Annotated in this window: 23 protein-coding genes; 2 read left to right on the top strand and 21 right to left on the bottom strand. The window is 72.0% G+C overall.

What is annotated here, in order from left to right:
* Positions 1-10: 10 nt before the first annotated feature.
* The 6 genes from HPC71_RS02660 to HPC71_RS02635 all read right to left on the bottom strand — a co-directional run bounded on the left by HPC71_RS02660 (position 11) and on the right by HPC71_RS02635 (position 5,124).
* Complete coding sequence (locus HPC71_RS02660) at positions 11-1,012, bottom strand: alpha-ketoacid dehydrogenase subunit beta (protein WP_154613562.1); 1,002 nt, start codon at positions 1,010-1,012, stop codon at positions 11-13.
* The gene (locus tag HPC71_RS02655) at positions 1,009-1,965 is read right to left on the bottom strand and encodes a thiamine pyrophosphate-dependent dehydrogenase E1 component subunit alpha (RefSeq protein ID WP_171896042.1); all 957 of its coding nucleotides are present in this window, start codon (positions 1,963-1,965) and stop codon (positions 1,009-1,011) included. The genes HPC71_RS02660 and HPC71_RS02655 overlap by 4 nt, the downstream gene beginning before the upstream one ends.
* Positions 1,966-2,171: 206 nt before the next feature.
* Positions 2,172-2,774: a TetR/AcrR family transcriptional regulator gene (locus HPC71_RS02650; protein WP_171896040.1), complete on the bottom strand. Its 603-nt coding sequence runs from the start codon at positions 2,772-2,774 to the stop codon at positions 2,172-2,174.
* Between the two features lie 70 nt (positions 2,775-2,844).
* Entirely contained in the window at positions 2,845-3,528 is a 684-nt protein-coding gene (locus HPC71_RS02645) for an ABC transporter ATP-binding protein (protein WP_154613559.1), read from the bottom strand.
* Entirely contained in the window at positions 3,525-4,655 is a 1,131-nt protein-coding gene (locus tag HPC71_RS02640) for an ABC transporter permease (protein ID WP_154613558.1), read from the bottom strand. The genes HPC71_RS02645 and HPC71_RS02640 overlap by 4 nt, the downstream gene beginning before the upstream one ends.
* Positions 4,656-4,779: 124 nt before the next feature.
* Positions 4,780-5,124, bottom strand: a complete 345-nt coding sequence (locus HPC71_RS02635) for a winged helix-turn-helix transcriptional regulator (RefSeq protein ID WP_216656525.1) — start codon at positions 5,122-5,124, stop codon at positions 4,780-4,782.
* Positions 5,125-5,187: 63 nt separating this feature from the next.
* On the opposite strand from HPC71_RS02635, the gene HPC71_RS02630 reads away from it, so the two are divergent.
* Positions 5,188-7,458 (top strand): LLM class flavin-dependent oxidoreductase, encoded by a 2,271-nt coding sequence (locus HPC71_RS02630; protein ID WP_154613557.1) that lies wholly within the window; start codon positions 5,188-5,190, stop codon positions 7,456-7,458.
* 405 nt (positions 7,459-7,863) lie between these two features.
* Here the strand turns inward: HPC71_RS02630 and mftF are convergent, their stop codons facing one another.
* From mftF to mftA, 7 genes are read right to left on the bottom strand one after another with little or no spacing between them, the layout of a single operon-like run.
* Positions 7,864-9,321 (bottom strand): mycofactocin biosynthesis glycosyltransferase MftF, encoded by a 1,458-nt coding sequence (gene mftF, locus HPC71_RS02620; protein WP_154613556.1) that lies wholly within the window; start codon positions 9,319-9,321, stop codon positions 7,864-7,866.
* Positions 9,318-10,121 (bottom strand): mycofactocin-coupled SDR family oxidoreductase, encoded by an 804-nt coding sequence (locus HPC71_RS02615; protein ID WP_154613555.1) that lies wholly within the window; start codon positions 10,119-10,121, stop codon positions 9,318-9,320. Before HPC71_RS02615 ends, mftF begins: the two co-directional genes overlap by 4 nt.
* The gene (mftE, locus tag HPC71_RS02610; RefSeq protein WP_171896039.1) at positions 10,118-10,888 is read right to left on the bottom strand and encodes a mycofactocin biosynthesis peptidyl-dipeptidase MftE; all 771 of its coding nucleotides are present in this window, start codon (positions 10,886-10,888) and stop codon (positions 10,118-10,120) included. The genes HPC71_RS02615 and mftE overlap by 4 nt, the downstream gene beginning before the upstream one ends.
* Positions 10,885-12,171 (bottom strand): alpha-hydroxy-acid oxidizing protein, encoded by a 1,287-nt coding sequence (locus tag HPC71_RS02605; protein WP_171896037.1) that lies wholly within the window; start codon positions 12,169-12,171, stop codon positions 10,885-10,887. Before HPC71_RS02605 ends, mftE begins: the two co-directional genes overlap by 4 nt.
* The gene (gene mftC, locus HPC71_RS02600) at positions 12,168-13,427 is read right to left on the bottom strand and encodes a mycofactocin radical SAM maturase (RefSeq protein WP_154613554.1); all 1,260 of its coding nucleotides are present in this window, start codon (positions 13,425-13,427) and stop codon (positions 12,168-12,170) included. Before mftC ends, HPC71_RS02605 begins: the two co-directional genes overlap by 4 nt.
* Positions 13,424-13,708 (bottom strand): mycofactocin biosynthesis chaperone MftB, encoded by a 285-nt coding sequence (mftB, locus tag HPC71_RS02595; protein WP_154613553.1) that lies wholly within the window; start codon positions 13,706-13,708, stop codon positions 13,424-13,426. The genes mftC and mftB overlap by 4 nt, the downstream gene beginning before the upstream one ends.
* Positions 13,709-13,710: 2 nt before the next feature.
* Entirely contained in the window at positions 13,711-13,821 is a 111-nt protein-coding gene (gene mftA, locus HPC71_RS02590; protein ID WP_154613552.1) for a mycofactocin precursor MftA, read from the bottom strand.
* A gap of 108 nt (positions 13,822-13,929) precedes the next feature.
* Here mftA and mftR point away from each other — a divergent pair, with 108 nt between their 5' ends.
* A complete protein-coding gene (gene mftR / locus HPC71_RS02585) occupies positions 13,930-14,523 on the top strand; it encodes a mycofactocin system transcriptional regulator MftR (RefSeq protein WP_216656524.1) in 594 nt (197 codons plus the stop codon).
* 60 nt (positions 14,524-14,583) lie between these two features.
* On the opposite strand, the gene HPC71_RS02580 is transcribed toward mftR, so the two are convergent.
* The 8 genes from HPC71_RS02580 to HPC71_RS02545 all read right to left on the bottom strand — a co-directional run bounded on the left by HPC71_RS02580 (position 14,584) and on the right by HPC71_RS02545 (position 22,957).
* A complete protein-coding gene (locus tag HPC71_RS02580) occupies positions 14,584-15,144 on the bottom strand; it encodes a fumarylacetoacetate hydrolase family protein (RefSeq protein WP_154613551.1) in 561 nt (186 codons plus the stop codon).
* 64 nt (positions 15,145-15,208) lie between these two features.
* A complete protein-coding gene (locus tag HPC71_RS02575; RefSeq protein ID WP_171896036.1) occupies positions 15,209-16,657 on the bottom strand; it encodes an NAD-dependent succinate-semialdehyde dehydrogenase in 1,449 nt (482 codons plus the stop codon).
* A 22-nt stretch (positions 16,658-16,679) separates the two neighbouring features.
* Positions 16,680-16,874, bottom strand: coding sequence for a ferredoxin (locus HPC71_RS02570; protein ID WP_154613550.1), 195 nt, complete (start codon positions 16,872-16,874; stop codon positions 16,680-16,682).
* Between the two features lie 12 nt (positions 16,875-16,886).
* On the bottom strand, positions 16,887-18,020 hold the full coding sequence (locus HPC71_RS02565) for an LLM class flavin-dependent oxidoreductase (RefSeq protein ID WP_171896034.1): 1,134 nt from the start codon (positions 18,018-18,020) through the stop codon (positions 16,887-16,889).
* A 42-nt stretch (positions 18,021-18,062) separates the two neighbouring features.
* Positions 18,063-19,319 (bottom strand): cytochrome P450, encoded by a 1,257-nt coding sequence (locus HPC71_RS02560; RefSeq protein ID WP_154613548.1) that lies wholly within the window; start codon positions 19,317-19,319, stop codon positions 18,063-18,065.
* 63 nt (positions 19,320-19,382) lie between these two features.
* Entirely contained in the window at positions 19,383-20,786 is a 1,404-nt protein-coding gene (locus HPC71_RS02555; protein ID WP_154613547.1) for an FAD-binding oxidoreductase, read from the bottom strand.
* A gap of 66 nt (positions 20,787-20,852) precedes the next feature.
* Positions 20,853-21,806, bottom strand: a complete 954-nt coding sequence (locus HPC71_RS02550) for an acyl-CoA dehydrogenase family protein (RefSeq protein ID WP_171896032.1) — start codon at positions 21,804-21,806, stop codon at positions 20,853-20,855.
* A complete protein-coding gene (locus HPC71_RS02545; RefSeq protein WP_171896031.1) occupies positions 21,806-22,957 on the bottom strand; it encodes an acyl-CoA dehydrogenase family protein in 1,152 nt (383 codons plus the stop codon). Before HPC71_RS02545 ends, HPC71_RS02550 begins: the two co-directional genes overlap by 1 nt.
* Between the last annotated feature and the right edge of the window lie 14 nt (positions 22,958-22,971).

Raw genomic sequence — 22,971 nt, 5'->3', positions numbered from 1 at the left:
TCGTGAGCTCCTAGATGGCCGCGAGCGCGAGGGCCGCGGTGACGATCTCGTCCGTGGATGGGATGCAGGCCTGCTCGAGGCCGGGGTCCTGCGGCAACGGGGTGTCGGTGCCGCAGACCCGCCACACCGGCGCATCGAGCGCGAAGAACGCGCGCTCCTGGACCTGGGCGGCGATCTCGGCGCCGAAGCCGGCAGTGCGCGAGGCCTCGTGGACGACCATGAGGCGGTGCGTGCGCTCGACCGACGAGACGATCGTGTCGATGTCGAGGGGCACGAGCGTGCGCGGGTCGATCACCTCGACGTCGATGCCCTGGGGCGCCAGCTGCTCGGCGGCCGCGAGCGCCCGGTCGACCATGAGCCCCGTTGCGACGACCGTGAGGTCCGAGCCGGGCCGGGCGACCCGGGCGGAGCCGAAGGGCACGACGTGCTCGTCGGACTCCGGGACCGGCCCCTTCACGCGGTAGAGACCCTTGTGCTCGAAGAAGAGCACGGGGTCGGGATCGCGGATCGCCGCCTTGAGCAGGCCCTTGGCGTCCGACGGCGTGGCCGGGACGGCCACCTTGAGACCCGGGACGTGCATGGCGATGGTCTCGAGGCTCTGCGAGTGCTCGGCGCCCGCACCGCCGACGACGCCGGTGGGCAGGCGCACCACGACCGGCATCGTGAACTGGCCGCCGTGCATGTAGCGCCACTTCGCGAGCTTGTGGAAGATCTCGTCCGCGGCGGTGAAGAGGAAGTCGGCGAACTGGAGCTCGACGACGGGGATGGTCCCGGCCAGCGCGGCACCGGCGGCCCCGCCGACGATGAAGGTCTCGTTGATGGCGGTGTCCCGCACCCGCATCGGCCCGAACTCCTCGAGCAGGCCGCGGGTCAGGCCGAAGACGCCGCCGAGGCGGCCGATGTCCTGGCCCATCATCCAGACCCGCTCGTCGCGCCGCATCTCCTCGGCCAGCGCCTCGTTGATGGCGCGGGAGTAGCCGATCACGCGGTCGGTCGTCGTTGCTGCACTCATGCCCACACGTCCTCGAAGATCACGGAGTCGTCTGCTCGCGGCGCCGCGAGGGCCGCGTCGAAGGCCTGCTCGACCCGGGTCCGCGCCTCGGCGTCGATCTCCCGGCGCACGTCGTCGGGGATGGTCTCGCCGAGGCGGTGGACCGGGTCGTTCGGGATCTCGTCGCCGAGCACGGGGTCGTCCCGGTAGGGCTGGCGGTCGCCCTCGTAGTGACCCCTGATCCGCAGCGTCTTGGCCTCGATCAGCGTGGGTCCCTCACCGCGGCGCGCCCGGTCGATCGCCTCGAGGGTGACCTCGCGGACCGCCATCGCGTCCTGCCCGTCGACCACGACGCCCGGCATGCCGTACGCCGGTGCGCGGTCCGCGACGTGCTCGGTCGGGCTCTGCTCGGTGAACCGGGCCGACAGCGCCCAGCCGTTGTTCTCGCAGATCCAGACGACCGGCAGCTTCCAGACCGAGGCCTGGAGCGCCGCCTCGTGCCAGGTCCCCCGGCCGGATGCGCCGTCGCCGAAGAACACCACCGTGACCCGGCCGTCCCCCAGCAGCTGGGAGGCGGCGGCCGTGCCGGCGCCCATGACGAAGCTCGATCCGAGGGTGCCGCCCTGTCCCAGCACCTGCCTGGACGCGTCGGCGAAGTGCACCGTGCCGCCGCCCTTCCCGCGGGTGCTGCCTGTGCGACGCCCCAGCAGGTCGCCGAAGAGGAGCTCGAGCTCCATGCCCTTGGCGAAGGCGTATCCCAGGCCCCGGTGGGCGTAGTAGAGGTAGTCGTCAGGCTGCATCGCGCTGACCGCACCGACCTGCAGGCCCTCCTGGCCGATGCCGGGGTGCCAGAAGCCGCCGAAGCCCTCGGCCTCGACGTGCTCGCGGATGCGCAGCTCGGCGAAGCGGATGGTCACGACCTTGCGGTAGACCTCTAGCTGCACCTCTTCACGGGTGGGTCCGGGTGAGTTCACGGGCTGGCTCCTCCGACTGCACGACGGCGCGTGCTCAGGCCTACATGCGACAGACCGACTGCTCGGTCGGTTCGATGTGTGAAGGGTGCCACAACGTCCCCCGGGTGACAATGGGGTCGCTGCCACCGGAACCGACCATCGGGTCGACCCATGGGTTGCCACTGACCCGGCGCCGGCGCGCGGCCAGCCTCCGCTCCGTCGAGCGGCTACTCGTCCTCGTCGAGCCGGAGGTAGCCCCCGAGCAGGCGGCGCAGGCGGGCCAGCGCCCGGGCCCGAGCCGCGGCGCGCTCGGCGGGCTCGAGCGACCCGAGGTCCCGCGAGGCCTGGTGGATGAGGGAGTCGACGTGCTCGGCCATCGCGGAGGGCTCCGGCTCGCCGAAGTCCTCGAGGGCGGCGAGCAGCGGGACCTGGAGGCGGGCGTGGAAGTCCTCCATCGGCCCCCGCAGCACGTGCGGCTCCACGACCCGGGCGAGCGCGCCGGCGACGGCCTGCTCGGAGCTCGCGAAGAGCTCGAGGTTCGCCTCGACGTAGGCCCAGACCCGCTGACCCGGCGTCGGGGCGGCGGCGACCCGGTCCAGGACGTGCGCCGCCCAGTCGGGGAAGACGTCGGCGACGACGGCGGCCATCAGCTCCTCGACCGAGGCGAAGTACTGGTAGACGCTCGTCCGGGCCAGGCCGGCCCGGCTCGCGACCGCCCCCATCGACGGCGCCGACGCCGACTGCGCGAGGAGCGCGCGGGCGGCGTCGAGCAGCGCTCGCCGTTGCTGGGCACGGTGCTCGGCGACCGTGGCGGCAGAGATGCGGGGCACGACGCTCATCCTCCCGCAGCGGGGCGCGGGCGGGACGACAGGGAGCGCCGGTGATGGACCACCCCGGTGGTCACCCGACGGCGACGCCTTGCGGCGAGAGCCGGCCGTCGACCATCTCCAGGACGCGGTCGCAGTGGTGCAGCACGTCGTGGTCGTGGGTGACCACGATCGCAGCGACTCCGTGCTCGTGCGCCTCACGCGCCAGCAGCCCGACGACGTCCTGGCTGCGCTGGCGGTCCAGCGCGGCGGTGGGCTCGTCGACCAGCAGCACCTGGGGGCGGGTCACCAGCGCGCGGGCGATGCCCACCCGCTGGCGCTCGCCGCCGGAGAGCTGGTGGGGGCGGCTGCCCGCCTTGTGCGCCATCCCGACCTCCGCCAGCAGCTCCGCGGGGTCGCGGGGGTCCTCGACCTTGCCGAAGGTCAGCGGCAGGCGGACCTGGTCGAGGCTGGTCAGCGCCGGCACGAGGTTGCCGGTCTGGAAGACGAACCCGATCCGCTCGCGCCGCAGCGCGGTGAGCTTGCGCGAGGAGAGCCCCGCGAGGTCGACGCCGCCGACCCGCACCGTGCCGGAGGTCGGCGGGATGAGCGCACCGGCCACGGCGAGCAGGCTGGACTTGCCGGCACCGGAGGGCCCGACGACGGCGACGAGCTCGCCGGCGGCGACCTCGAGGTCGACGGCGTCCAGGGCGGTGACGTGGTCGTCGCCGTCGCTGTGGACGAGCGAGACGTGGTCGAGGTGGAGCACGGCGGTCATCGGCTGCCTCCCAGGGCGGTCAACGGGTCGACACGGGTGATGCGGACGACGGCGGCGGCGGCGCCGAGGACGCCGAGCACCACGAGGAGCACGGTCGCGCCGATGATCGGCGCGGCCTCGAGCGCGAAGGGCATCGGCGTCGAGCCGATCGCGGCCCCGAGGGCGACCCCCGCCCCGACGCCGACCGCGGCGGAGACGAGGAGCAGCACGAGGGACTGGAGCAGGCTGTCGCGCACGAGGTAGCCGGTGCTCGCCCCCATCGCGCGGAGCACCGCGATCTCCTGGCGCCGCTGGACGGTCAGCACGGTGAAGAACGCGCCCACGACGAGCGCGGAGATGACGAAGAGGAAGCCCTGGATGAGCTGGAGGGTGGAGGTCTCGGCCGTGTAGCCGGGCGAGGCGCCGTAGGACTGCTCCAGCGTCATCGAGGTCGTGCCCGCGGCGTCGTCACCGGCCGCGAGGTCGACCTCCTCCCCGGACTCGGCCTGGACGGCGACCGCGGTCAGCTCGTCGTAGACGCGGTCGGGCACGACGTCGCCCTCGCGGACGCCGGCCTTGGCCTCCTGCCAGGTGGGCAGGGCGACGTACGCGACGTCGACGTGGCCGTAGGTGTGCTGGTCGGCCAGGATGCCGACGACCTCGATCTCGGCGCCGGCGGGCTCGAGCACCAGCGTGTCGCCGACCTCGACGCCCTCCTCGTGCGCGGTCATGCTGACCACGGCCTCGCCCTCGCCGGCCAGCGTCCGACCCTCGACGGGGTCGGGGTCGAGCATGCCGCCCGGGTCGATCCCGAACAGCGCCAGGTCGATCTCGACGTCACGGTCGGTGCGGGCGTTGACCAGCGTGTTGCCGAAGGGCTCGGCCGCGGCGACGCCGGGCTGCTCGGCCCAGGTCCGCACGGCCTCGCCGTCCACGACGCTGCGGGAGAAGGCGGAGTCCTTCGAGATGTCCTGCTGGAAGGCGAAGGAGGTCACGGGCAGGCGCTGGAGTCCGGAGACGCCGTCGTTCACCAGACCGACGGACAGGCCGCTGAGCAGCACCATCAGCAGGGAGATCAGCGCGACCACCAGGCCCATGAGGGCGAAGCGGCCACGGGCGAAGACGAGCTCACGTGCGGCGAGGAACATGGGTCCTCACCGTCCAGGACGGGTTGCCGACATCATGTCTCCATGTTACCGACACCGCGTCGGGAAATAACGAGGGGGCCGGACCGCCGGACGGAGGGCCGCGGGCCGCCGGCGGGCAGGAGCGTCAGTCGCCCCAGCGCAGGTGGTAGGCCACCAGGGGCTGCATCGCCGCGAGCAGGTCGCGCCCACGCGGCGTCAGCCGGTAGCGCACCGAGACCGGCGTCGTCGGGATGACCTCGCGCTCCACGAGGTCGTGCTGCTCGAGCTCGCGCAGACGCGCACTGAGCATGCGCGCAGAGAGCCCCTCGACGGCCGCCTCGATCTCGCCGAACCGGGAGGCCCCGCGGCCGATGGCGAGCAGGATCGCCCCGGTCCAGCGGCGGCCCACGAACTCCAGTCCCGCAGTCGCCTCTCGGCAGGTGGCGTCGTCGATCCGGTCGCGGCGGACGGGGGCGCTGCTCGAAGTCACTTACCGATAGTAACCTGCTTACCCGCTATTGATCCCCGCCGCGGAGCGGCGGATGCTGGGGCCATGCCCGACTACGGTCACCCCTTGCGCTTCGGCACCTTCATCACCCCGACGGCCGCGACCCCGGCGCGGCCCGTCGAGCTCGTGGTCCTCAGCGAGGAGCTCGGCTACGACCTCGCGACGTTCCAAGACCACCCCTATCAGCCGTCCTTCCTCGACACCTGGACGCTGATGTCCTACGCCGCGGCACGCACCGAGCGGATCCACCTCTCCGGCAACGTCCTCAACCTGCCGTTGCGCCCGCCGGCCGTGCTCGCGAAGTCGGTCGCCAGCCTCGACCTCCTCTCCGGCGGCCGCGTCGCGCTGGGCCTGGGCGCCGGCGGGTTCTGGGATGCGATCGAGGCGTACGGCGGCACGCGACTCGCCCCCGGCGACGCGGTGGACGCCCTCGCCGAGGCGATCAGGGTCATCCGTGGCGTCTGGGACACCGCCGACCGGTCGGTCCTCGCGGTCGACGGCGCCCACCACCGGATCCACGGCGCCAAGCGCGGTCCGGCCCCCGCCCACGCCGTACCGATCTGGCTCGGGGCGCTCAAGCCGCGGATGCTGCGCCTGGTCGGCCGGGCCGCCGACGGCTGGCTCCCCTCGCTGCCCTACCTCCAGCCCGGCGACCTCGCTCGGGGGATGCGCGTGATCGACGAGGCCGCCCGGGCGGTCGACCGCGACCCCGCGGAGGTCGTGCGGCTGCTCAACATCACCCCCGACACCGAAGCCGACGAGATCGTCCGCCTCGCCACCGAGGACGGGGTGAGCACCTTCATCGTGATCGGCGACGACGAGGACGACCTGCGCCGCTTCGCGGCGCTGACCAGCGAGGTCCGCGAGCGCGTGGGCGAGGCGCGCGTGAGCGGCGGGCTGCGCGAGCGCGGCAGGGTCCGCGGCGGCTCCGCCCTGGCGAGGCGGCTGCCCGGGATCGGCTACGACGACCTGCCGCCAGAGCTGGCCGAGCGCGCGGTCGAGCCGGGCGACCCGGCGTACCCCCGCTACACGTCGAGCTACCTCCGCGGCGGCGCGCCCGGGCTCGTCCTCCGCCCGCGCGACGTCGCCGAGGTACGGCATGCCGTCGCCGTCGCCCGCGACCACCGCGAGCTGCCGCTCGGCGTCCTCAGCGGCGGGCACGGCATCTCCGGCCGCTCGCTCAACCGGGGCGGGCTGGTCATCGACGTCAGCGCGCTGGACGCGGTCGAGGTCATCGACCCCGGCGCCGGACGGGTCCGGCTCGGGCCCGGCGCCCGGTGGGCCGACGTCGCCCGCACGCTCGCGCCGCACGGCCTCGCCATCAGCAGCGGCGACTTCGGCGGCGTGGGCGTCGGCGGGCTCGCGACCGCCGGCGGGATCGGCTGGTTCGCCCGCAGCCACGGCCTCACCATCGACCACCTCACCAGGGTCGAGATGGTCCTGGCCGACGGCCGGGTCGTCCGCGCCAGCGCCAACGACGAGCCGGACCTGTTCTGGGGCGTGCGCGGCGCGGGCGCCAACTTCGGGATCGCCACCTCCTTCGAGCTGACCGCCGCCCGCGTGGGCACGATCGCCTTCGCCCAGCTCGCGTTCGACGCCACCGACACGGCGGACTTCCTGGTGCGCTGGGGCCGCGAGATCGAGGCCGCGGACCGCAGGGTCACCGGCCAGGTGATCCTGGGCGCACGGCAGGGCGGGCGACGGATCGGCCAGGCGCTCCTGGTCGTCGACTCCGCGGATCCCGACACCGTGGTCGCGTGCCTGCGGCCGATCGCGGAGATCGCGCCCCTGGTGCAGCAACAGGTCGTGCTCACGACCTACGACCAGCTGATGGGCATGTTCGACACCAGCGAGCCGCAGCGCGGGCGCGGCGAGCCCCGCAGCCACTCGGGTCTGGCCGACCACCTCACCCCCGTCCTCGCGGTCGAGGTCGCGGACCTGCTCGACACCGGGACGTCGCCCTTCTTCTCGATCCGCGCCGTGGGTGGCGCGGTCGCCGACGTGCCGAGCGCGGCCACGGCGTACGCCGGGCGCGGCGCGGCGTTCTCCCTCGCGGCCTTCGGCGGCGGCGGAGCGTTCGACGCTGCCTGGGAGCGGCTCGCCCCGCACCTGTCCGGGAGCTACCTCAGCTTCGAGACCGGCACCGGAGCCCGGTGGATCGAGCGCGCCTTCCCACCCGCGCACCTCGCCCGGCTGCGCGAGCTCAAGCGGCGCTACGACCCCACCGGGCTGTTCCACGACAACTTCTTCATCGACCCGGCGGTCGACGCGGTGGTCGACGCGGCGGCTCCATCGATGGAGGGCCCGGCAGCCTGACCGGCGGACCAGGCGGCGACCGCGGCGAGGTCGCCGGCCAGCCGCTCGGCCTGCACGCGGATCTCGGGGATCGCCGTGGACTCCCACAGCTCGCCGCGGCGCAGGGCCCCGAGGGTCCACACCGGCTGGAGCTCGCCGTCGGGCCCGACGAGCCGGCCCTCGGAGGTGGTCAGCCCGAGCCCGAGCGGGTCGGTCGTCGCCAGCGCCGGCCCGCCGTCCGCACCCAGGAGCGAGTCGAGGACCGGGTTGCCCAGCGTGCGGACGTCAGAGCGGGGGCCGGTGCAGTTGACGATCCAGGCGGCGTGGATCCGGTGGCGGCGGACGCCCCAGTCGCCGGCGACCTCGCGCAGGAACCGCTCGCGCTCGCCGGTGGCGAGGCGGCCCCACAGCTCGGCGACCCGGTCCTCAGGGGCAGGCAGGTCGCGACCGAGCGGAGGTGGCCGCGGAGGTGTTCCGTCGGCTGCGGCCTGGCGATCTCGGCACCCGGGGCAGCAGCGCCTGTGCCGATCGAGCGGCCAGCGCCCCCCTCCAGAGGCCCGCACCGTACGCAAGGTCGTCGAGCCGGCGGGCGAGGAGGGCCGAAGGCCGTAGGCGCGCCCGGTCCTCGACGTGCTCGGCGACCATCACCGCGGTGTCGACGAGCAGCGCGACCCCCAGCGCGCGTCGCAGGTTGCGGGAGAACGGTGCGACCACGGCAGCGGCCGGCCACCAGTGCCGCACCAGCAGCGCCGACTCCTGGCGCACCGCCCACCCGAGCCCGCGCGCTGCGATCCGTGCTGACGTCGGGCCGCGGCCCGGTACGTCGGGGAGCACCCGGGCGACGGATCGCGCCCCCCAGACCAGGCCGACGAGGCCGAGCGGCAGGAGGCGCGGCCTGGCCACGAGCAGGGCGGCGCCAGCCACGGCGGACGTAGGGCTCAGGATCGCCGGAGCCACGGCCTGACCGTGCCGCGCACCGAGCAGGCCACTGCCGGTGCCGTAGAACGCCTTGCGGCCGAGCCAGCCGCCGAGGGTGGATCGGGTGTCGTGAGGGGCCTGGACGGTGGGGTCGTAGCGCACCCGGTGGCCGTCGGCGATCAATCGCCAGACCAGGTCGACGTCCTCCCCCACCCGCATCCTCTCGTCGAAGCCGGCGCCCAGCGCGGCGGTCCTGCCGACGAGGCAGGCGCTCGGCAGCCAGGCGACGGCCGCCCCGGGGCGGACGCTGGCCGGGGTCCGACCCAGGGTCAGGGAGGAGGCGACCTCGTCGTAGGTCTCGAACCAGCGGGGCCGCGCGGACCTGCTGCGCCCGACCACCCGGGGCCCGACCAGCGCCACCGAGGGATCGGCGAAGTGCCGGGTGAGCGCGAGGAGGTCCCCGGTCGTGGTCTCGACATCGGAGTCGACGAACGCGACGTACGGCGTGAGGACGTGTCGAAGACCCACGTTTCGCGCGCCGGCGGGGCCGAGGTTGTGGTGCAGGGGAAGGTACGTCGCGCCGAACCGGCGGGCGACCTCAGCGACCGCGGCCGGGTCCTCCGAGGCGTCGTCGACCACGAGACGACGCACCTCGGTCAACCCCGCCAGGGCCCGGCCGAGCTGGGCGGGACGGTCCCGGACCGGGATGACGACTGTCAGCTCCGCCGCCGGCACCGGAGCGAGGCGCTCCACCACGGGGGCGGCGAGGTTGGTGGCCAGGAGTCTCTCGACGAGCTGGGCGCTCGGGGGATCCCCGACCACGACGGTGCGGTGCGTCAGGAGCTGCTGCGCTCGCGCGGACAACCGCATGGCGGTGAGAGGTGATCCGCCCACGAGCACCGCACGGCCAGCCAGGCCGATCGCGTCCTTGCTGAGCCGGACGGCGTACCCCTGCGGCAGCGTCATCCGGCGAACCCCCCATCGGCCCGGACCACCGATCCGTTGAGGACGGCCCCCACGGGCGAGCAGCACAGGACGATCACCTCGGCCACCTCCTCGGGCTCGATCAGCCGGCGGATCCCCTGGTGATGGGCCAGCGCGTCAGCAGTGGTGCCATAGAGGTCGGCGGTCCCTGCCAGCATCGCCGTCCGGGTCGAGCCCGGCGCGACCGCGACCGCGGTCGCACCGGTGCCCACGAGGTCCGCGGCCAGACCGCGGACGATGCCGACCACCGCGTGCTTGCTCGCGGTGTAGCCCGCCAAGCGGAACAGCCCCCTCTCCCCCGCCGCTGACGCGACCGCGACGAAGCGGCACCGGGAGGGGTCCGGGCCCGACAGCATGACGGGGACCGCCGCGCTGGCGGTGTTCCACACGCCGAGGACGTTGATGTCCATGAGGGTGCGCAGGTGCTCGGTCGGCGTCTCCCACTGCGGTTGCCCGCCCACGACGACCCCGGCGGCAGCGACGACGGCGTCGAGCCGGCCGAACCTCTCCACGGTGGCCGCGACGGCGCGCTCGAGCGCCTCGGCGTCGCGGACGTCGGCCTGCACGGCCAGCACGTGCTCCCCGCCCTGCGCCGCCGCCGACGCCAGCTCGTCGGCGGATGCCAGCGGGTACCTGAGGCCGGGCGGGCTCTGGTCCCCGGCGCAGATGTCCACCGCGGTCACGCCGTAGCCCTGGTCGCCCAGCGCCCGCACGGTCGCCGCGCCGATGCCGCGTGCTGCTCCCGTGACCAGCGCTACCCGCGTCGGCCCTCCGCCGGTCATCCCGCCGCGCTCTGGCCGCCCGCGACCAGGCCGACGGGCACTTCTGCATCCGGCTGGACCAGCCTGCCGGCGGCGTCGGCGACACCGTGCCCGACGCACCGGTAGACGTCGTCGACCATCGCACCGAGGATCGATGCGCCGGCCTCCGCCGTCGCGCCGCGCGGGTCACCCAGCACTCCGGTGGGAGACAGGGCACGGACCCCGTGGCGGACGAGGTCTGGCATGAGCTGTCCGAGCGGTCGGGTGTTGCCGACCGTGGCTCGGTCCATGGCTACCTCGCGCTGCGCCAGGTGGAGCATCACGGAGGTCTCCACGTGGCCGGCGTGCGCGTCGCCGGCGGCGGGGCCGCAGGGCACCCAGCTCGCGTGGTGGCCCTCAGAACGCACCTGGCTGACCGCGGCGCGCAAGGCGGGCACGTTCCCGCCGTGGCCGTTGACCAGCACGACACCCGCGGCCCAGTGCGAGAGCGACCGAACCAGCTCCACCAGCGTCGCGGTGAGCACGGGCGTCCCCACGGAGACGGTCCCCGGGAAGTCCTGGTGCTCCCCACTGGCGCCGTAGGCGATCGCCGGGGCCACCAGGACCTCGGGCTCGGCCGCTCGCGCCCGGAACCGGTGCGCGACCCGCTCGGCGACTGCGATCGCGATGACGGTGTCGGTGTGCAGCGGCAGGTGTGGCCCGTGCTGCTCGGTGGACCCGACGGGCACCAGGACCAGTGGCCGGTCCGGGAGCGTCGGCCACGCGGCGGCGGCCAGCCCGGTGGTCACGCCGAGGCGTCCACGAGTGTTGCTGCGGGCACACCGAGCGACCGGTGGAAGCCATCGGGGACGACGATGTCGTCGGGGGTCAGGTCCCGGACGTCGGCGACGCCCATCCCGAGCAGCGAGGAGTCGATGCCCATCCGGAGGATGTCCAGGACGTTCTCGACGCCGGCCTGGCCGTTCGCACCCAGCCCCCACAGGTAGGCGCGACCGATCATGACCGCGCGGGCGCCCAGCGCGAGGGCCTTGACGACGTCGGAGCCACGCCGGATCCCACCGTCGAGGAGCACATCGACCTGACCGCCGACGGCGTCGGCGACGGGCTTGAGCACCCGGATCGCGGCCGGGGTGCCGTCGAGGTTGTTGCCGCCGTGGTTGGACACCGAGATCGCGTCAACCCCGGCATCGACCGCGCGGAGCGCGTCGTCGACTCGGGACACGCCCTTGAGCAGGAACGGGCCGCCGCCGAGCTGAGCCCACTGCTGGCGCATCCAGGCGATGTCCTCCCACTGCGGAGGCGGCGTGGTCATCCACTCGTAGTAAGCGCCGAAGAACGTCGGGGCGGGACCGTGCGCCGGCTTCGCCGGGGTCTCCCCACCGGGCGCGGCGGTGGGCGGCTCCTCACCTCGCCGGGCGAGGTTGGGCGCGGTCAGGTCCGGCACGCCGGCCCGGGCGAACTGCCAGGCCCAGCGGGGTCGGCGGACCACGTGCGGAGCGTTGCGCAGCCTGGCCTTGAGGTCGAGCTTCTCGGGAATCTCGGGGCTGCCCCAGTCGCGGCCGACCGAGAAGGACCAGTCGGTGGTGGCGATCAACCCGATCACACCGGCGGCCTTGGCGCGCTCCATCCGCTCGACCATCACGTCGCGGTCGCCGGTCCAGTACATCTGGAACAGCGTCCGAGGATTCGCGGCGACGACGTCCTCGACCGGCTTGGACGCGAAGTTGCTCAAGCCCATCAGGGTGCCGCGGTTCGCGGCAGCGCGCGCCACGGCGACCTCGCCATCGGGGTGCACCGCCTGCACGCCCGTGGGCGAGATCAGGACGGGCAGCGCTACCTCCTGTCCCAGTACGCGGGTGGCCAACGACCGCTCGGGCGGGTTCCCTGCGACGTGCGGCGAGACACCGAGCTCGGCGAACGCCGCCTGGTTGTCGGCGGCCGACTGACCGCGCTCGGAGCCGGCCACCAGTGCGCCGTACACAGGCTTCGGCAGCCGCCTGCGGGCCCGCTCCTGGGCCACGGCCACCGACTCGAACCAGGGGTTCGGCTTCCAGGGGTTCTCGATCTTCACAGCGACTCTCCTCGCACGAGCGACTCAGGGGTGAACCCGGCCAGGGGGTTCTCGGCGCAGGCCGCGACCGGGGGCGCGCTCACCGCGGGTGTGCCGGCGGGACGACGCGACAGCTGCAGCAGCACCGGCTCGTTGCGGCCCGGCGTGCGGCGCGAGTGGTCCTGGCTCGCGGCGGGGACGGTGCGCTGACCCGCCAGCGCCGTCTCGCCGTAGCCCTGCACGCACTCGGGGTCCGGGCCGTCCAGCGGCAGCCCGGTGAAGAACTTCGCGGCCATGCAGCCGCCGCGGCAGGAGTCGTAGAAGGAGCACGAGGCACACGCTCCGCCGGTCTGCGGCGACCGCAGCTCGGTGAACAGCGCCGACTCCTGCCAGACCCGCTGGAAACCTCCGTCACTGCGGACGTTGCCGGCCAGGAACTGCTCGTGGATCGCGAAGGGGCAGGCGTAGACGTCCCCGACCGGGTCGATCAGGCACACCACGCGCCCAGCACCACACAGGTTGAGCCCGGGCAGCGCCCCCCCGAACGCCGACAGGTGGAAGAACGAGTCACCGGTCAGCACCCGGTCCCCGTGCGTCACCAGCCAGTCGTACAGCTGTCGTTGCTGGGCCGGCAGAGGGTGCAGGTCGTCCCAGACGTCCGCGCCCCGACCCGACGGGCGCAGTCGGGTCAGTCGCAGCGTCGCGCCGTACCGCTCGGTCAGCGCGTGGAACTCGTCGAGCTGGTCGATGTTGTGCCGCGTGCACACCACCGACACCTTCGCGTCCTTGAACCCGGCGTCGGCGAGGTTCTCCAGCGCCCGCACCGCGGTGTCGAAGGAGCCCGGGCCTCGGACGTAGTCGTTGACCTCCGCGGTGGCACCGTCCAGGGAGATCTGGACGTCCACGTAGTCGGTGGCCGCCAGCTGACGGGCCCGCTCCGCGTTGAGCCGCACGCCGTTGGTCGAGAACTTCACCCCGACCTGGTGGTCGACAGCGTAGTCGAGGAGGTGCCAGAAGTCCGGGCGGATCGTGGGCTCCCCGCCACCGACGTTGACATAGAAGACCTGCATCCGCTGCAGCTCGTCGATCACCGCCTCGCACTGCTGGGTCGTCAGCTCCCGTGGATCGCGCCGGCCGCTGCTCGAGAGGCAGTGCGCACACGCCAGGTTGCAGGCGTACGTCAACTCCCACGTCAGGCAGACCGGCGCGTCCAGCCCTCGCTCGAACTGCTGCACCAGCGGGAGGGGTCTGCTCGTGTCGTCCAGGATCGCGGTCATGCCACGGCCTCCTCGGATCGGGGACGGATCATGTCGGTCGCAGCGAGCCCGCTCAGCGCGCCGGCGTACGCCTCGTGCTGGGTCTCCGGGACGCCGGCCGCCGTCAGCGCGGACCGCACGTCGGCGTGCTCGGCGAGGCCCGTGACCACGGCCACCAGCGCCGGCGTCTTGAGGAACGTCAGCTTCCGGTTGCCGAAGTGGTAGGCCAGCGCCCCGAACGGCTCCGGCCGCAGGGCGACCACGGGTGACAGGCTCCAGGCCTCGTCGAGCATCACGGTCATCGTCAGTAGACGCCGCACATGCCGTCGATGGAGACCTCTTCGATGAGGTCCTCAGCGGTGATGGCGGTGTCGGGCTCGATGTCGTGCGCGGCGGTCTGCTCGTGGGGGCCCATGGTGGCGATCTCCTTAGTTACGGCACTGGATGCCAAAGTGTGTGTGCTGCAGCACACTAATGGCACTCAGCGCCTTAAATCAAGAGTGCCGCCTGCTACGTTCCCGCCGTGAGCACTCGCGGTGCGTTGGGTCGTCCCCCGGTGACGACGCATGCCGCGATCGAGGAGGCCGCGTTCGCGCTCTTCGAGGACCGGGGCTTCGAGACCACCACGATGGACGACATCGCCGCCGCCGTCGGCGTGGGTCGCCGCACCCTGTTCCGCTACTACCCCTCCAAGAACGACATCCTGTGGGGGCAGTTCGACCAAGGCCTGGCCGACTTCGAGAAGTACTTCCAGCAAGCGCCTGCGTCCGGCCCGATCGCCACCACCATCCAGCAGGCGATCATCGCGTTCAACCGGCTGCCCGCCGCGGCAGTCCCCCAGCACCGTCGTCGGATGACGCTGCTGCTCTCGACACCGGCGCTGCTCGGGCACTCCGAGCTGCGGTACGCCGCGTGGCGCGACGTCATTGCCCGGTTCGTCGCCGAACGACGCGGCGAGCATCCGACCGACACCGTGCCCGCCACCGCTGGGCGGGTCAGCCTGGCGCTGTCCATCTCTGCCTACGAGCAGTGGCTCAGGCACCCCGAGCACGACCTCGAGCAGCTCTTCCACCACGTTTTCGACGCGCTCGGCGACACCTTCGCTCTCCAGCAGTGACGAGGGCGCCGCCCCGCAGGACGTGCTGGAGGCACCCCGGCGGAGCGGTGCGGTCGGGGCTCAGCTCGCTCGGGTGCTCGCGGCCATCGGGTCGGCGAACGTCGCAGCCACCCGCCCCAGACCGTCGATCTCCCCGACGATGTGCGCGCCGGGTGTGATGCGGCAGGCCGGGACCGGCCCGCCGGACAGGACGACGTCGCCGGCGCGAAGCGGCTGGCCCGCGTCGCTGCACTGCTGCGCGAGCGCCTGGAGCGCGAGCACCGCGTCCCGGCCGACCATGCCGTGCTGCGCAGAGCCGTCCACCCGGATCGTGGCCCGGGCTCCGTCGACCGACACCGCATCGAGCGCGAGGCGCCGGGGCCCGACGACGAAGTCCGCAGGCGACGCTTCGGTGCCCGCACCGCTCGCGCACAGTGCGACGGCGAGGTAGCGCACAGCGCGGCGGACCTGCCCCAGGCCCAACTCCCCGGCGTCGAGATCGCGGCCGAGCGCGAAGGCGACCTCGACCGTGGCGAGGGGGTCGAGCAGGGGGTCGAGGGGCACGGTGTCGCCCCCGACATAACCGACGCCGCTAGCCACCCTGGGCGCGAGGAACGCGGGGCGAGCGGGAACATCGGTCATGACTGGCCACCTCCATCGACCGGCACCACTCTCGGCGCGGACGTCGCATGCTGGGAGGCGTCGACTAGGACCAGTCGACGCTGAAGTACTGGGTCTCCTGGAACTCGCGCAGGCCAGCACGTGCACCCTCGCGCCCGAGCCCAGACTGCTTCACACCACCGAAGGGGAAGGCCGGGTCCGACACCAACCCGCGGTTGACCCCGACGATGCCTGCCTCGGTCTTCTCGGCGAACTTGATCGCCCACTTGAGGTCTCCGGAGTACACGTACGAGGCGAGGCCGTACTCGGTGCCGTTCACCAGGCGCACGAGCTCATCCTCGTCGGTCCACGTGACGACCGGCGCGACCGGACCGAAGATCTCCTCACGCAGGATGGACGCATCCGAAGGCACGTCGACGAGCAGGGTCGGCGGGAAGTAGTTCCCGACGGAACCGCGCGGCACCGGCGCCTGGTGGCTGATCTTCGCGCCGGCCGCCACCGCGTCGTCGACGAGCTTCGCGATGCTCGCCACGGCCTTCGACGTGATCATCGGGCCGATCGTGGTGTCATCGGCGAAGGCATGGCCCACCTTCTGGGCCTCGATGCGGGCGCCGAACCGCCGCACGAACTCCTCCGCCACGTCGGCATGGACGTAGAACCTGTTCGCGGCTGTGCAGACCTGCCCCCCGTTGCGGAACTTGGCCTGCATCGCGCCGATGACGGCCTGCTCGACATCGGCGTCCCTGTTCACCACGAACGGCGCGTTGCCCCCGAGCTCCATGGACGCGTTCACCACGTTCTCGGCCGCCTGGGCGAGCAACCTGCGGCCGACGGCGGTGGAGCCGGTGAACGAGACCTTGCGGACCCGGTCGTCCGCGAGCCACGTGCCCACGACGGAGCCGGCCTTGAGGGTCGTCACGACGTTGACCACGCCGGCCGGGGCCCCGGCCCGAGTGAGCAGGTCGGCCAGCGCCAGGGCCGTCAGCGGCGTCTCCGAGGCAGGCTTGAGCAGCACCGGGCAGCCCGCGGCGAGGGCGGGTGCGATCTTGCGGGTGAACATGGCCGCGGGGAAGTTCCACGGCGCCACGAGCGCAGCGATGCCGACCGGACGCGTGGTGACGATGGCACGGGTGCCACCCGCAGGCGCCTCGGCGAAGTCACCGTCGGAGCGGACCGCCTCCTCGGAGAACCACCGGAAGAACTCGGCGGCGTAGGCGACCTCGCCCCGGGAGTCGGCGAGCGGCTTGCCGTTCTCGAGGGAGATGATCCGCGCCAGCTCGTCGGTCTCCGCGGTCATCAGGTCGAAGGCCCGACGCAGGACCTCCGAACGCTGCCGGGGCGCCGTCGCCGCCCACGCCGGGAAGGCGGCCGCGGCCGCCTCGACGGCGGCCACGGCGTCCTCGGGCTGCCCGTCCGCCACGAAGCCGACGACCTCGCCCGTGCCGGGGTCGGTGACGGCGAACTCGCCACCTCCGGCGGCGGGGTGCTCGGCGGCTCCTCGGTAGACCCCGTGGTGCATGATCCCTGTGGACATGGCTGCTCCTGTGTGGATGGTGTTAGTCCTCGACCGTCAGCGCCCCCATGGGGCACTCCTTCGCCGCCTTGACGGCCTTCTCGGCCACCGGGCCCGCCGGCTCCTCGACCAGGAGCTGCACCCAGTCGTCGTCGTCGCCGAGGGAGAAGACCTCCGGGGCGTACTTCACGCAGATGCCGTAGCCCTCGCAACGGCCCGTGTCGACCAGCACCCTCATGCCGCGGACCTGCTAGTTCTCGTCGCGGAGGTGCTGGATCTTCGGCATCACCTGTTCGGCGAACAGACGCATGCTCTTCTCGCTCCGCTCCGCCGGCATGGTGCCGAACGAGGTGACGTTGACCAGCTGCGAGAGGCCGAACTGCTCCTCGAGCTCGATGATGCGCTCGGCGCACATCTGCGGGGTCCCCCAGACGGCATCGCGGAAGAACTTGGTGAGCAGGGTCTGGATGGTCGACTCCGGGGTGCCGTCGCCGAAGTCGGAGCCCTCGGCGGACTTGTAGGCCTCGAAGCCCTTGGCCGAGCCGAAGTTCTCCGTGCCGATCTCGTAGGCGTGGTTGGTCGCGTTGGCGTTCTCGTAGAACCACTGCTCGCAGGCCTCCTTCGCCTCCGCCTCGGACTCCGCGCAGAAGGTCATGACCTGCAGGACCGGGCCGTTGGCCGGACCGTGCCCGTTCTCGATGCGGATCGCGTTGAACCGCCCCATCTCCTCCTCGTAGGACTCACGCGTCTTGTTGGGCGTGGTCAGCGGGTGGAAGCCACGCTTCGCGAGCTCGATCAGGCTCGGCTCCGAGGTGTAGCCGCCCAGCGGGTTCAGCAGGGGGTTCGGGCTCAACGGCGCCGGACGGATGGAGACGTCCTTGTAGGAGTAGTACTCGCCCTCGTAGCTGAACATCTCCTCGGTGAACGCCTTCTTGACGATCTCGAAGACCTCGTTGAAGCGACCGCGGGCCTCGTCCGGGTCAATGCCCATCGACTTGAAGTTGCGGCGAGCCAGGCCCCGACCCACGCCGAAGTAGATCTCACGCCCCGGGCCCAGCACGTGCTGCAGGTAGGCGAGGTCCTCGGCCAGGCGGATGGGGTTCCACCACGGCAGCACGACCAGCATGGTGCCCACGTCGATCTTCTTGGTGCGAGCGGCGGCGCGCATCAGGAAGGCCAGCGGGTTGGGCTGCATGAGGTAGGGCTGGGCGTGCTGCTCGAAGGCCCAGATCGAGTCCCACCCGAGCGGCTCGACAAGGTCCGCGAGCGCGAACTGCTCGGCCATGATCTCCGCGTCAGGCTTCTGCGGAGGGCCCACCTCCTCGCCGCGCTCCAGCGCTTCGAAGCGCTCCCAGTCGGTGTAGTTCTGGAAGAGGAATCCCATGCCCAGCTTCATTGGCGTACGTCCTTAGTCCTGTTGTCTCGGTCAGGCGAGGTCGATGAAGAGCTCGTCGATGGTGTCGAGTCGCACCGAGCTCGGCCGGACGACCTCCTGGCCTGCGGTGATCGTCGAGTCGGGCGCGTGCTCGAGGAAGACCTCGAAGGCGATCTTGAGCTCGGTCTTGGCGAGCGGTCCGCCCAGGCAGTGGTGCATGCCTCGACCGAAGGTCAGGTTGGACTCGAAGCGGGTGATGTCGAGCGCGTCGGCGTCGACATGAGCGTCCTCGTCGCGGTTGCCCGAGGCGAGGACGCAGGCGACCAGGTCGCCGGCACGCATCTGGACCCCGCCGATCTCCACGTCCTCGGTGACGTGCCGGTAGATGCGCTTGACCGGCGTGCGGTAGCGCACCGTCTCCTCCACGGCGCTGTCGAGCAGCGAGCGGTCGGACTTCAGCAGCTCCCACTGGTCGGGGTGGGTGAGGATCGCGTAGAAGGCGGCGGTCATCATCTGCGCCGAGGTGTGGAAGCCGGCGCCGACCACGGTGTTGATCAGGGCGGCGATCTCGTCGACGCTCAGGTGGGAGCCGTCCTCGGGATCGGTCGCCTGGGACAGCACCGAGGAGAAGTCGTCGTTGGGGTTCGCCTGACGGTCCAGCACGATGCCGCGCAGGTAGTCCCAGTACTCCAGCTGGCTGGTCGCCAGGACGCGCAGCTCCTCGTCCGAGACGTCCCCGGAGATGTTCGCGACCGCGAACGCGTCGTTGACGAAGTCCTGGATCCTCGGCCAGTCCTCCTCGGGGAGGCCGCAGAGGTCACCGATCACCTGGAGGGCCAGGGAGAGGGCGAAGTCGTGGACGAACTCCAGCGGCCCGCCCCTCGCCTTCGCGTCGAGCAGCAGCTTGGTGGCCCGCTCACGGATGAAGTCCTGCCGGGCGCGCAGCCGGCGGGGCAGGAAGGGGGTCTGCAGGATGGTGCGGTTGCGCTTGTGTGCCGGGTCGTCCATGAAGACCAGCGCGGTCTGGAAGGGCCATTCCGGCAGCCGGTCGCGGAACTCCTCCGGGACCGGCGGCATCGGGATGGCGTGACTGGAGGAGAACGTGCGGTCGTCGCGCAGGACCTCGAGGAGGTCTTCAGCCTTGGTCACGTTCCAGAACTGGTACTTCTCGTCCCAGAAGATGGGGGCCTCTGCCCGCGCCCTCGCCAGGCCGGGGTAGGGGTTGGCGAGGTCGGCCGGGTCCAGCGGGTCATAACCGTGCAGGACGGGGCAACGACCCACGGTCGACGCGAGAGTGTCTGCAGACATGATTCTAATTCTACCGGTTGTTTGGTTGAAGCACAATCATTCGGGCAACAGGATCCGCACGTCTCAGGCGAGCGGCTTGATGTTCCAGTTCAGCGCGAGGACGTTGTTCGGGTCGTACGTCGACTTGATCTCCTGGAGCCGGGCGTACTTCGCGCCGAAGATCTTCTTGACCGGCTCGTCGCCGTCGTCGGTGTTCAGGTTGACGTAGGAGGCGTCCATGTCGAAGTAGGAGGAGTTGGTCTTCCACGACTCCTGGATCCAGGACACGATGCGCTCCCGCTCCGCGGGCGTGGTGAACCCGCACTCGACGGCTGAGTGCCACTGCGCCTCTCGGCCGGTGTAGGCGGTGGCCTCCTCGGGGGTGTCCTGGATGGCACCGCCCAGCAGCTGGAGGGTGTAGATGTCGCGCTCGACGTGAGGGCTCGAGACGTTCAGGGTGTAGTCCACCGAGGCCTCGGACATCCACTCCAGCAGGTCGCGCTTGACCTCCTTGGTGTAACCGGACTTCATGTACCAGCCGATGCCTGCCTTGGCCTTCTCGTCCGACATCGTCTGCAGCGTGAGGAAGTCGTTGATCTCGACGGTGTCGAGGAGCGGCTTGCCGATCGCCTTGACCTTCTTGATGATGTCGTCCTCCGGCGTGCCCCGGTGGTAGACCATCACGGTGACCAGCGTGTCCCGCGACTCGGGCACCGACAGCCCGAACTTCTGCGCCGGGATGCCGTAGGAGATCGAGACGCCGAAGGCGCGCGGAGCCGTCCGGGCCAGCTCGATGACCGCCTCGGAGATCTCCACCGACTGGCTCGAGGGATAGGCCAGGAAGCCCCAGGTGTACGGGCCGAGGTCGTGGGTCCGGCACTCGAACTCCGTCACGACACCGAAGTTGCCGCCGCCGCCGCGCAGCGCCCAGAAGAGGTCGGGGTTCTCGGTCTCGGAGGCGTGGACCACCTCGCCGGTGAGCAGGACGACCTTGAGCCGGATGAACTGGTCACAGGTCAGACCGAAGGAACGCGAGTTGTAGCCGACGCCGCCGCCGAGCGCGAGCCCCGGCATGCCGGTGTGAGAGACGACGCCGGCCGGCATCACCTGGCCGTGGGGCACGAGCGCGTTGTCGACCGCCCCGAGCCGCGCTCCGCCACCGGCCTTCACCCGATGGTTGGCGAGGTCGGCCTCGGCCTGCTGGAAGTTCCACATGTCGATGGTGATGCCCTTCTCCACCATCGAGTGTCCGGCGTAGCTGTGCCCGGCGCCCTTGATCGCCAGCGGCACCCCCGCCTCCTGCGCGAACTGCAGTGCCGCGGAGACGTCCTGGTCGTTCGTGGGGCGCACGACGGCCAGCGGTCGGCGGTCGATGTCGCCGTTCCAGACCTTGCGAGCGTCTTCGTAGGACGCGCTGGACGGCGTGATGATGTCGCCCCGGAAGGCCTTCTGGAAGGCTGCCGCGCCGCTGAGCTGGTCGATCGACATGCTGACTCCTTAGTGAGTGCGCCCGAGGGAGTGCCCGGCCGCGCGGAACGGACTACTGCTCCGGCGCTACGCGCCCGACACGACCTGGTCGATCGGGGCCAGCTCCTCGCGGATCAGCGCCCGCTGAGCCGCGGCATTCCCCCCGAACGCCTGCAGCCACACCGCGCGCTTGTAGTAGCGGTGCAGCGGATGCTCCCAGGTGAAGCCGATGCCCCCGTGCACCTGGATGGCACGTTCGGTGGCCACCACGGCGGCATCGCCGAGGAAGGCCTTGGCCATGGTGGCCGAGCGCAGCGCGTCGTCAGGCCGGGCATCGAGGCGCCAGGCGGCCGCCTGGACCAGCGAGCGCCCCACCATGAGGTCGGTGAAGGTGTCCGCGAGTGGGTGCTGGATGCCTTGGAGCTTGCCGATGACCGCGCCGAACTGGGTGCGCTCCTTGGCATAGCCGACGGCGATCTCGAGCGCCGCCTCGGCGACGCCGAGTGACTCGGCGGCCAGGTAGGTGAGCAGCTGGGCACGGTCGACGTCCGCGGTCGTCCCCCCGGCCGAGCCGGCGAGACGCCCGACGTGGCGTGTCGGGTCGACCGTCGCGAGCAGGTCGCCCGTCGCATCCACCGCCCCCGCCGCGGAGAGCACGCGGTCCACCCGGTCCAGGTCCGGCACCAGGCCGTCCACCTCGAAGGACCAGCGGGACCTGCCGGCCAGGGCGTCCGCCGCGTCGGCGGCCTCCAGCGCGGGAAGTGCCAGCACGGTGCTGAGGAACGGACCGGCGTACAGGCAGCGCGCGAGCTCCTCGACGAGGATCGTCTCCTCGACGTGCCCGAAGCCGGCACCGCCACGCTCCTCCGGCAGCGCGACCCCGATCCAGCCCATCTCGACGAGCTGGACCCACGAGTCGGGGTCCCAACCCTCGGTGCTGTCGGAGCTCCGCGCGGCCCGCTCGGTCGGGTAGACGTCGGCGAGGAAGGCGCGGGCGACCTCGAGCAGGTCGCGCTGGTCGGTAGTGAGGGCGAAGGACATCAGCGGCTCCTTGGCAATCCCAGGACGCGCTCGGCAAGGATGCCGCGCAGGACTTCGTTCGTGCCCGCCTCGATGGTGTTGGCGCGCGAGCGGAACCTCTGGTAGCGCCATTCCTCCGGTGCCGCGACCGCAGCGGGGCCGAGCATGTCGAAGATCAGCGAGGTCAGACGCTGGTTGGCCAGCGACCACCGCAGCTTGATGGCCGAGCCCTCGGCGCCCGGCACGGCCCCGTCCTCCAGCGTGGCGAGGAACCGGCGGTTGGTGAGCTTGAGGGCCTCGACCTCGACCACCTCGGCGGCCAGTCGGTCCAGGAGGAGCGGATCGCTCACGCCGACCTCGGCCACCAGGGCGACGGCCCGACGCAGCAGGGCCTCCAACGAGCCCACGAGGGAGAAGCCCAGCGTCGCCCGCTCGTGGCCGAGCGTGGTCATCGCGACGTTCCAGCCATCACCCACCGCACCGAGGACGTGGGAGACCGGCACGCGCACGTCGTTGTAGAAGACCTCGTTGAAGACCGCGTCCCCCGTGAGCTCGCGAATGGGGCGGATCTCCACCCCGGGCAAGTCCAGGTCGACGAGGATCATGGTCAGGCCGCGGTGCCGCTCGCTGCCCGCCTCAGAGCGCACCAGCAGCATGCACCACTGGGCGATGTGCGCGAAGGACGACCACACCTTCTGGCCGTTGATCACGTAGTGGTCCCCGTCCAGCGTGGCCCTGGTGCGCACGCCGGCGAGGTCGGAGCCGGCGCCCGGCTCGGAGAAGCCCTGGCACCAGATCTCGGACCCGTCGAGGATGTGCGCCAGGTGCTGCTTCTGCTCCGGGGTGCCGTACTCGATGATCGTGGGGCCGATCATGTTGAGGCCGATGCCACCCAGGTGCACCGGGGCGTCCATCGCAGCGGCCTCCTCGAGGAAGATCGCCTGGTAGCTGAGCGGCGCGCCCCGCCCGCCGTGCTCGGCAGGCCAGGTGATGCCGGCGTAGCCCGCCTCCGCGAGCTTGGCGCTCCACTCCAACGCCGGCGCGACGTCGGGCAGGTCGCGGATGGCCGCCACGGACGAGAGCTCGGTGAGGTCGTGCGGCTTGTGGGCGGCCAGCCAGCCCCGGACCTCCGCCCGGAAGGACGCCTCGTCTGGGGTGTCGTCGAGATCCACGGCTGCGCGTGCCC

The organism is Nocardioides marmotae, from assembly GCF_013177455.1.
Lineage (GTDB): Bacteria > Actinomycetota > Actinomycetes > Propionibacteriales > Nocardioidaceae > Nocardioides > Nocardioides marmotae.
This window is presented reverse-complemented; position numbering and strand designations above follow the sequence as displayed.